The 8714-nt window shown below is 50.0% G+C and carries 14 protein-coding genes and 1 pseudogene; 1 reads left to right on the top strand and 14 read right to left on the bottom strand.

Annotated elements, in window-relative coordinates; genetic code table 11:
* Nucleotides 1-201: 201 nt before the first annotated feature.
* From ACKFKH_RS32480 to ACKFKH_RS32420, 13 genes are all read right to left on the bottom strand, one after another.
* Nucleotides 202-384 carry a hypothetical protein gene (locus tag ACKFKH_RS32480; RefSeq protein WP_446862528.1) on the bottom strand — a complete coding sequence of 61 codons (183 nt, stop codon included), beginning with the start codon at nucleotides 382-384 and terminating at the stop codon, nucleotides 202-204.
* Nucleotides 381-695 (bottom strand): hypothetical protein, encoded by a 315-nt coding sequence (locus tag ACKFKH_RS32475; RefSeq protein ID WP_446862527.1) that lies wholly within the window; start codon nucleotides 693-695, stop codon nucleotides 381-383. The genes ACKFKH_RS32480 and ACKFKH_RS32475 overlap by 4 nt, the downstream gene beginning before the upstream one ends.
* Nucleotides 685-825 carry a hypothetical protein gene (locus ACKFKH_RS32470; RefSeq protein WP_446862526.1) on the bottom strand — a complete coding sequence of 47 codons (141 nt, stop codon included), beginning with the start codon at nucleotides 823-825 and terminating at the stop codon, nucleotides 685-687. Before ACKFKH_RS32470 ends, ACKFKH_RS32475 begins: the two co-directional genes overlap by 11 nt.
* Before the next feature lie 20 nt (nucleotides 826-845).
* Nucleotides 846-2006 carry a discoidin domain-containing protein gene (locus ACKFKH_RS32465; protein ID WP_446862525.1) on the bottom strand — a complete coding sequence of 387 codons (1161 nt, stop codon included), beginning with the start codon at nucleotides 2004-2006 and terminating at the stop codon, nucleotides 846-848.
* 1 nt (nucleotide 2007) lies between these two features.
* Entirely contained in the window at nucleotides 2008-2337 is a 330-nt protein-coding gene (locus ACKFKH_RS32460; protein ID WP_446862524.1) for a hypothetical protein, read from the bottom strand.
* The gene (locus tag ACKFKH_RS32455) at nucleotides 2334-2837 is read right to left on the bottom strand and encodes a hypothetical protein (RefSeq protein WP_446862522.1); all 504 of its coding nucleotides are present in this window, start codon (nucleotides 2835-2837) and stop codon (nucleotides 2334-2336) included. Before ACKFKH_RS32455 ends, ACKFKH_RS32460 begins: the two co-directional genes overlap by 4 nt.
* Entirely contained in the window at nucleotides 2819-3052 is a 234-nt protein-coding gene (locus ACKFKH_RS32450) for a hypothetical protein (RefSeq protein WP_446862521.1), read from the bottom strand. Before ACKFKH_RS32450 ends, ACKFKH_RS32455 begins: the two co-directional genes overlap by 19 nt.
* Nucleotides 3052-3594: a hypothetical protein gene (locus tag ACKFKH_RS32445; protein WP_446862520.1), complete on the bottom strand. Its 543-nt coding sequence runs from the start codon at nucleotides 3592-3594 to the stop codon at nucleotides 3052-3054. The genes ACKFKH_RS32450 and ACKFKH_RS32445 overlap by 1 nt, the downstream gene beginning before the upstream one ends.
* Nucleotides 3595-3722: 128 nt before the next feature.
* A complete protein-coding gene (locus ACKFKH_RS32440) occupies nucleotides 3723-4544 on the bottom strand; it encodes a hypothetical protein (RefSeq protein WP_446862519.1) in 822 nt (273 codons plus the stop codon).
* A gap of 6 nt (nucleotides 4545-4550) precedes the next feature.
* Entirely contained in the window at nucleotides 4551-7019 is a 2469-nt protein-coding gene (locus ACKFKH_RS32435; RefSeq protein ID WP_446862518.1) for a hypothetical protein, read from the bottom strand.
* Nucleotides 7019-7324: a hypothetical protein gene (locus ACKFKH_RS32430; RefSeq protein WP_446862517.1), complete on the bottom strand. Its 306-nt coding sequence runs from the start codon at nucleotides 7322-7324 to the stop codon at nucleotides 7019-7021. Before ACKFKH_RS32430 ends, ACKFKH_RS32435 begins: the two co-directional genes overlap by 1 nt.
* 66 nt (nucleotides 7325-7390) lie before the next feature.
* Nucleotides 7391-7717, bottom strand: a complete 327-nt coding sequence (locus ACKFKH_RS32425) for a hypothetical protein (protein WP_446862516.1) — start codon at nucleotides 7715-7717, stop codon at nucleotides 7391-7393.
* Nucleotides 7718-7799: 82 nt separating this feature from the next.
* Nucleotides 7800-7991 carry a hypothetical protein gene (locus ACKFKH_RS32420; RefSeq protein ID WP_446862515.1) on the bottom strand — a complete coding sequence of 64 codons (192 nt, stop codon included), beginning with the start codon at nucleotides 7989-7991 and terminating at the stop codon, nucleotides 7800-7802.
* Between the two features lie 73 nt (nucleotides 7992-8064).
* Here ACKFKH_RS32420 and ACKFKH_RS32415 point away from each other — a divergent pair, with 73 nt between their 5' ends.
* Nucleotides 8065-8319, top strand: a complete 255-nt coding sequence (locus tag ACKFKH_RS32415) for a hypothetical protein (RefSeq protein ID WP_446862514.1) — start codon at nucleotides 8065-8067, stop codon at nucleotides 8317-8319.
* A gap of 46 nt (nucleotides 8320-8365) precedes the next feature.
* Here the strand turns inward: ACKFKH_RS32415 and ACKFKH_RS32410 are convergent.
* Nucleotides 8366-8714 (bottom strand): annotated as a pseudogene (locus ACKFKH_RS32410) (hypothetical protein); the annotation flags it as partial.

The raw sequence follows: 8714 nt of genomic DNA, 5'->3' as shown, positions 1-8714 counted from the left end.
CATACCCCCAGGGGAATTCGAACTACTGAGAACAGTTTTACTTTGAGTGGAGATTAGAGGATTTAGCGGTGAAGTTTGCGTATCCCCTTCCTCACTTGTCAGAATCCATCGTAAAAAGCGTCCAAAACAGCGCGATCATTCCCATGAGCGCCACACAAGCCGCGATAGTACCGATGATCGCAAGTGCCCATAAGCACCAAATCAGCAAATCCATTTCCCATCCCCTGATTTTGCCATCTTGACGCGGATCTCGCCTGCAATCTCCTCAAACGCTAGGGCAGTTGTCCAATCGCCCCTCAGCTTACAGATTTTCAGAATGAGCCTCAAAATCGCCTTTTCGACTCCCAATTCGTGCAGGTCGATCGTGTCGGTTCCGTTGCTCATTTGGGTTCCTGAAGGTTTTGATTGCGATAGCCAAGGATGCCTGAAACGGTCTGCCCATCTTTGGAGAGAAGGACGTTAAAAACGGCGGTTAGCGTCTTCATGTCGTCACTGAGCAAATCGATTTCTTTCGTAATGTGTTCGATCGCGAGTTTCATTTGCTCTTGATTGCGGCGTAGATGCTGAAAGTCTCTCTCGGCTGCATACTTTTTCTTCTCTGCGCCGGCGTACCACTGCACCATCCCCCACACAGCCGAGCCAGCGCCTGCTAGGAAGGTTGCGATACTGATGAGACTGCTAATTTCAACGTTCATTTTGCTGTCTTGCCTCATCCGCGATCGTTTGCAACAATTCAGCCAAAGCGCCCAGGTCATTGATCTGTCCCGTCACTACTTGAAAGGCTACAAATGAAAGCCTCTGTTTCAAGCTGCGTGTGATCTTCACGGTTTAACTCCTTTTAACTCCTAGTTAAAAAATCTAAATTCAGTTGTGGCTAACCAACTCGTACCCGCCAGCCTAAAAAATCGTGCTGTGGTCGGGGTAAAAGAGAAAATCGGGAATTGATTTGGCCCTGAGTCTTCCACTCGCACCACCGTCGCCAAAACACTCCAGCTACTCCCATCCGCACTCGCTTGAATTTGTTTGCCATTCAAGTAAGGAGAGACGATGCCCCATCCGGGAAGCGTCCCCCCTCCCACGCGAATCCCAGAAACCCGAACCGCCGTCGCAAAAGTGGCTTGAATCCATTCAAAAGAACTCGATCCGGTTGCTCCTCCCGTCCCTCCATTCCCGTCGTTGAAATTAGCGTATGTGCCCGTCAACGATTGATAGACATTCGACTGAGTAACGGTAAACGTGTTTGAGATTGGGCTTAAAGCAGCGACCGGGGGTGGATTCAGAATTTGTAAGATTTGCTGAATGCCCGCATTGATCGCCGGGTCTGGTTGAGTCGTGATCGGAAACTGTCCCAGAATCTGTTGAATGCCCGCGTTGATCGCCGGATCGATTTCCACGTCGATCGGAAACTTCCCTAAAACTTCACTTTGCTTCTGTAGGATTTGCCCCTGTCCAATCGCGATCTGCTCCGCAGTTACCGCAAGGGTCGCCTGAATCGTCTCAATGATCGACACGGGAATTTGAGCCTGAATCGGTTGCTGTAGTCGATCCAGAATTTGAATCTGTCCAGTGGCGATCGCTTGAATGTTGGACGCGATCGCCGGGTCAATCCCTCCCGCTTCTAGCTGCTGTAAGATTTCCTGTTGCCCATTCAAAAGCGTCTGAAGGGCAGATGAATAGTCGTTTCCGTCAACTTCAATGTCACCTTCAAAGACGGAAATTTTGACCAGCCAGCCGAGATTGTAGTCACGGAAGAAGCGATCGCCCGATCGGATCGCCAACCGTCGATCGCCCATCGTTGCCGGGGGAGATTGAAATCGGACGATCTGAGATTCGCTCGTCGTGACGCGGGTAGGAGTCGCAAAAGGTGCCGACCCGTTGCCCTGAGTAATGTCTACGCGCACCTCACCAGGCGGATCGACAAACTCAAATCGAAACCATTCCCCCTCGATGGGAACTGTCCAAGTCCATTGATTTGCAATCTCAATCTGAGCAACCAACCGCCACATATTATTGAACCAGATTGTTGAGTGAGGCTTCTAAGTCGATCTCTAGTTCAATGCCTAGCTTGACGATCGGGTTCCCATTGGCATTCACCGTGACCACTTTCGAGAAGCTTGTTAGCAAGGGTTGATCGGCTTGTTGACGTTGTTCATTGAGTTGAGTCTGTAATTGATGTAGCGAGTTGAGTAACTTGCCCATCGCTTCAATCACGCTCGATTCAGGCGTTAGAGCATCTCCCGTCAGCCGATTGAGATTGAGCATGACAGGCTCACCAAAACCGCGCCAGGTCATCGTTTCATCAGGCAAAACCTGATCTAGTCCAGCAAAATTAATCATTGTAGGTTGTTGATCCTCATTTCAATTCGAGCCAAATCGACTCTGAGAGCCTGTAGCAGTTCTTCCGTGGTATCCGATTCAGCGCCGATGTACTCCCATACTCCAAGGGTGATTTTGGGCATCCAGCGCATGGCTTCAAAGCGATAGCGGTGTTCGGTGGCGAGGCGAGGGAAAATGTGAAGCTCGATCGTGTTCAGAGTGATCCGTCGCTTTGCCCCATCCAGGACAGACGAACTACTTCCGCTCAAGCCGGGAAAAATCAGCGTGTCATCCAGGGAAACTCCGCCAACTTCCTGATAAAAATAGCCTGCGGTGTTCCAACTGGGAGGAGCATCGAGGTAAGACGCTCCCACCGCCAAAACTCGACTTGCGATCGTGATAGGAAGCTCAATAATGTCGATCATCGGGGCCCTGATTTTGCTCTTAGACTTATCCCCGACATGCTGCTGGTAGTAGATAAGTCTCCAGTTTCCCGCTTCACTCAGGTCAAAATTAAGCACGCCTCTAGCTCCTCTTCCCACGCCTGGGCGACTTCGATCGGATCGGCGTATTCTTCAGCCAGATAATCGAGGAAGGAATCGGGTTCTATCTCACCGCGCATGAATGCGGCTGTAATGATTGCCCGATCCATCATCGCTTCTACCTCTTCCTGCCACTCGCTTTCAGTTTGCCCTGGATACCAAAGCGCGGGTGTAGCTAAGAGAAGGTCATCCATTAGTTACCGCTTTCCACCAGGGGTAGACGTTCCGGCTCGAACCAAATCCGACCGTACGACCCGCCTACTTCATTTTTCTTGGCATTGGAGACGGTACCAAATTTTGTACGGACTGAGGCCATCGTCGGGGTAGTGGTGTCCGAGATTGCAGCCGAGAAAGTGCTTTGAGTGCTACTGCCACGGGTGCCACGAGCGTAACGGATATAAGCGCGATTGCTGGCCCGAGCTCGTACGACTTGAGGAGATGCATCGGCAACCATTGCGTAGATCCGGTTGGGCTTAAATCCATTAGGAGCCGTTGGATCGCTGCCTGCGTCAGCCAGACCCAAAGCAGCCAATCCCCCAAAGAAAGTCACACCAGATTGAGGCGTTTGGATCGTGAATTCGGTCGTTGGTGCCGAGGTGCAGCCATACTTTACAGAACTCTTAGGACGGCGCTGGGTAGCGGTGCCTTCGGCCCGTTGGGGAGGAACATAAGCCTCACGACGACGGGCTGCCTCCAATTGCTCTTGTAGTTCTCTAGCGGTCTTACGTCTGCTCATAAAATTAGAAAGGTTTGAACGAGTCAACTTGATAGTTCTAGTAATGCCCTACCAGTAAAGGTTTCAGGTCATTTTTTGCGGTCGAGTTAGTTAACTATCTCGGTCAATTTTTGCCAATTCTTAAAAGGTCAGACTTTCACCAGGGCATCTCGTTTAGTGCCTGTGCGATCGACTAACACCACTGGATTCGGTAGTCCGTGGATATGGAGTTCTGCCCATCTAAACCGCACGTCTGCGCGGGGCCGCCGTCTCATTTTGCGGCGTGACTTGCCATAGATCGTATGATTTCCAGGAACGATCGGGAAGGTTGCTCGACTCTCGTGAACGGTCAGGCAATCCCAGTCAGGGGCGTGACTTTGAATGTCTAGAACCTGCTCAATAATTCGCTTTCCTTCAGCTTCGCTGGTGACGAGCAGCCGGAAATCATAGCCACGTTTTTTGTCTAGATAAGTGACCTTCACGCGCCCCTTTTTCCAAACGAATCCACCGGCCGCAGTGAACGCGGATCGAACTCTAGAAGCCAGATTTCTCGCCTCAGAGGGCGTAATTGTCTCAGGGGTTTCTCTGGTTAACCTAAAAGTGATATCGCCTTCAACGGGTGAGAAACCCTGCTCTACGTCTCTCGCATCTTCCAGGAAGTAAAGCCGAATCTGAGGTGCAAAGGTGAATTGCTCCTGAAAGGCGATCGACGGCATCCCATAAATAGATCCCTGAAGGTCTGCACCTTTTCGCAAGACGAAATAGAAGAACATTAGTTTATTTAAAGTCTCTAGTGCTGAGTCAGCATCTCGCAACGTAGAAGCAACTCTCAGGCTTCCTCTAGACGTTGTGATATCGTCATCCCAATCGCTGCCCAAGTCGTTAAACTCTTCTCGAACAATACGATTCTGAACTTGCATCAAGGTTTGTTGGAAGTGTTCCCAACTGCTGAAATTTTCAGGTAATGGCATATATTTTTAAGCCTCCGGTTTGCGTTCTGCTTCGGGTGGAATTGTTGGGGGCTTGCTATCGTTTTTGGCTTTCTCTTCCGATTTTTTGAGTTCGTTTGCTTCGGGAGATTCTTTTCCCTGCTTTGTTCCCTCATCTTGTTTCAAAGCTTTCTCTAGCTCTGTCTTTTGCGTTCTGATTTGTGTGATAGTGTCTTGAATTGAGAGCACTTCACCAGCAATCGAATCAATGTTGCTAGTTACTTCCTCAGCTTTCTCTAGAGCGGTAAAGAATCTGTTTTGATAGTTGGGTGTTTGATTCATCCAACCGAATGCTTTCTCGCTAATTGCACCCCACTTCCTTAATGCATTTCCAATCTTGGCCACCATTGATCCAACAATCTCTAATGCACCTAAAATTGATTGCCCGATCGACTGGATTGACCACAGTAAATTAGAAGCCGCTTGGTAGATGCGAGAGTACTTTTTCCACTCCGCTTTAATGCCGTCTACTGTCTCGACTCCAAGCACTGATTTAGCAAAGGCATCAACACTCTTACCAATGATTGCGCCAACGTCTAGAGGATTGTTTTCAGCGTCTTTAATTCCCACTGCTGCTAATACATTGGAAATCATGCTGAACAATGTTTGTGTCAGCCCATTCGACAACATGTAAGCATTGTGAAGTGTATTAACATAGGTCAATACATTTAAGATTCGATCCAAATGCAACCATTGCGATAAACGTGTCAATTTTCCAGCAATACCACCGGGAAGTTGATCACCTAACTTGCTGTTGATTTGATTGAGCAAGAACAAATTAGAGGCCATATCGGCCGCGCTAATTCCTGCCCCAATTTTTCCTGCTAAACCATCCAGTTTTCCATTGATTTGTTCTTGCCCCATCTCCAAACCAGCGCTGCAAGAATTTTGGCATCTGGGTTTAGGTTGGGGTAGCGGTTTACTAGCATCTTGACGGCGTTGTTCTTCTTCTTGCCGGGGGCGATCGAAGTTGCCATCCGGATCGGTTGGGCGCGGAAAAATTGGGGGAATTGGCAAGGGGGCAAATGTTTTTTCTGGTTCTTTCGTCTCTTTTGTCTCTTTCCCGATTTCAGTTTTTGTGATTGTGTACGGGCCGGGAAAGGATGGATCGCTCCATTGACTAGAAGGGGTAGACGTTCCCGTTTGCCTTCCCGTTTGCCTTCCGGGGTTTGGCTGCCAACTAGGAGGGTTTTGAAGTGGATTGATCGACTGAGGAGGGGTGATCGGTGTGGGCGCGGGGGACACGGGATTTTGATCGGCTGGTGTCGGAAGTGGCGCGAGTTTTCGCTCTCGATTTCTGTCAGGGGCTTCAGGGCGATCCGTTTGTGGTGTTTGCCCCGGCGCGTCTGGAAGTCTAGGAGGGATGTTGAAATCAGGCATCCCATTGCCGGGGACGACAAAGATGGGATAATCTTCCGAAGCTTTGGGCGGCTCCCACTCTGGCGGTGAACTTTGTCCGTTTGGGTTGACAGCATCATCCGTCGATCCATCGGCAGGGACAGCCCACGAACCAACCTGAGCAATTCCATCTAGGGCGCTAATCGTGTAGATCAGCGATCGGTTTGCACCCGGAGTGCCATAAGCCTGAGTGATGTAGAGGCTTGACGTGACATATTGATCGCCAAATACGGAGACGTAAGCTTCTCCGACCACTTCAAGCCCGCCTAGCGGCCCGATCAACCCTTCAGCTCGTCCCGTCCCTGCATCGACATCCTCAGTGAATTTGTCTCCTGTCGATGGGTTGGTGTAAGTTCGCCGCCCTCTGACCGTGAAAAAGACGGTGTAACGCTTTCCCGCAATATTTCCACCTCTGAAAGGGGGGATATCACCAGGCGGACGATCTCTCGGATTGAAATCGGGGATGTTGGTGTTACGGTTTTTCCGCTCCTGTCGTTTTCGCCTTGCCTCATCAAAAATCTTCTGAGTCGGATCGTCAAAAACGTCTTTCAAAGCATCCACTAGCGAGGGGATGATTGAAATCGGGCCTACGATTTTTGCAATCGGCGCGAGAGCCTTGCCAACGGGGGCCAGGGTCTTGGCAATGGGCCCTAGCGCTCTACCAGCCGGGGCCAGTACCTGACTGCTGGCTGTCCTCATTCTCCCCATTGCGTTATTTGCCATTGTCCCAATGGGATTGGGCGGTCGAATGGGGGAGCCATTCACGCCTGATGGGGTTGAGGGTGATCGAGTAATGCGATCGCCGACGGTATTTGCAGCATTCCGAAAGCCCGGATTATCTTTTACGGGTTGTACGGTCGTGTAGCCTTGCTCGATTCGTTGCCATCGGTATCCCGCTTCGCTTCTGTAAGAGATGTCTTTGGGCAGAGGTGGCTTGGGAGGAGGCGCGGGTTTTGTGTTGAAATAACCGTCTGCCTTGCTTGCATTCGGGCTGAAACGATAATTCTTTTCTAGCGCTGCTCTCGCTGAAAGTTGCTCAAAGTCGATGGGTCTTGCCATTAGTTATCTTTGAACCCCGCGGGGATGGCGATATTTGAGAACTCTTGAGCAAACATCCAGAGTTTCTTTGAACGATCGCTCATGAAACTCGGATCGAGCGAGATAGAGGCACGGGTTAACAGTCGATTGGTGTTATCGGCAACTTTGTATACGCCTGTCTGAACCACGAACTCAGCGCGATCTGCGGCCTCTAGAACCGCTAACGTCGGATTCAAGACCCCCAAGGTTAGGGATGTCCAGGCGTGAAGTTGTTCTAGGGTGACGATGCTGTTAGGGATATCGGTCGCAAGATTGATGGTAGTCATACAGTTGTGGTAGGAAGTGTGATTAATCAAACATTCCCTACACGGAGAGTCGCTAACGGCTACGAATCAATGGCGATCGCGTTCGATATCCCATTTCACCTTTTCCCAAACCCACTGCTCAGAGCGATTTGGGTAACGATCTCGAATTTCCTCAAACAGACGGTAAGCTGTAGCGCGATCGTGGGTCAGGGCAATCACATCAAGCGGGGCATTGGGGAACGGGGCATAAGGAGGAGGCGTTTCAAAGTCAAGAGAACCACGGCGACGGCGACGGCGTTTTTGTCTGGGGTTGCGTTCTGCTTCGTCGTACCAAGCGTTCAACAACTGAATAATGACGATGTAAAAAATTGCCAGTCCGATGAAGGCGGCCGCGAGCATGTGGGTGATGGGCATAATGGGGAAAATGATTTTTGAACTCAGCCCGCAAAAAATTGCGGGTTTTCTCATTTCAAAATGCCCACATCCCTGATCGCTACTATTTAGGGCGATCGCTCAATATTTGCAGAATGCGATGATTTTCCGCTTGCAGTGATTGAATGTCGGACTGCATTTGGATTTGAACTTTAGATAGATATTCGACGATTTGGATCGCTGTTTGTAACTGCTGAGAAGTCTTCTGAACAGTTGCGATGAGAACGTCTAAAGAGGTTTGGATCGTGTCAGCCATAGCGTTGGACTAAAAAAGGACTACATCACCGATCGGTGATGAATTGAAACCCTGATTCTCTCGTTCGGCATCGATGACGACGGCGACGAAAAATCAAGGCTTTCCGGTTGGACTTCTGCGGTTGGAGCAGTCAGCCAGAATTCTTAAGGCAAGAAGTGCAGGTTCCATCCTTTTTGAGAAATTTGTGGCACGTAGGGCAGTTTTTGTTATGGGCGGTCAAACGTCCATCCCTTCTAAAGAGGAAAAGGGTTCCTTCTGTTTGGCTCCCCTTGCTTTTCTCCAGTCGATCGCCCTCAGCCTTCTCCAGTTTTTGAGGGATGAGGGATGAGGGATGAAGGATAAGGGGGAATTCCAGTTGAGCGCCCTGGATGAGTTTAATCTTGCGTTTTGCCATTTGCCTTGCTCAAGATATTTAAGTCTTTTAGAAGGAAAACACTGTTCCGTCCCGTCTCCTGCCCTCTGACTCTGACGCGATCGCCCTTCACTTTCAACACTCGGCTCGGTTGCAGCAGTTCTCTCCGAACATCTAGCGGAAATTCGGTGAGGGGTATCGATTTTTGCCCCTGGTAGAGCGCGGGTACTTTTTCGGGGTCTATCGGATCGCTTCCATACCGCATCCATACGGAAAGACCACCAGCGACCACGATGTCGTTTCGATCTATAGATTTTTTTCTATGGTCAATTATCGGCGTGTCGATCGACTCGATCGACCCCTCGATCGAC

Source organism: Phormidesmis sp. 146-20, from assembly GCF_052939475.1.
The sequence above is the reverse complement of the archived record's forward strand: the minus strand, read 5'-3'. Positions and strand labels throughout refer to the sequence as shown.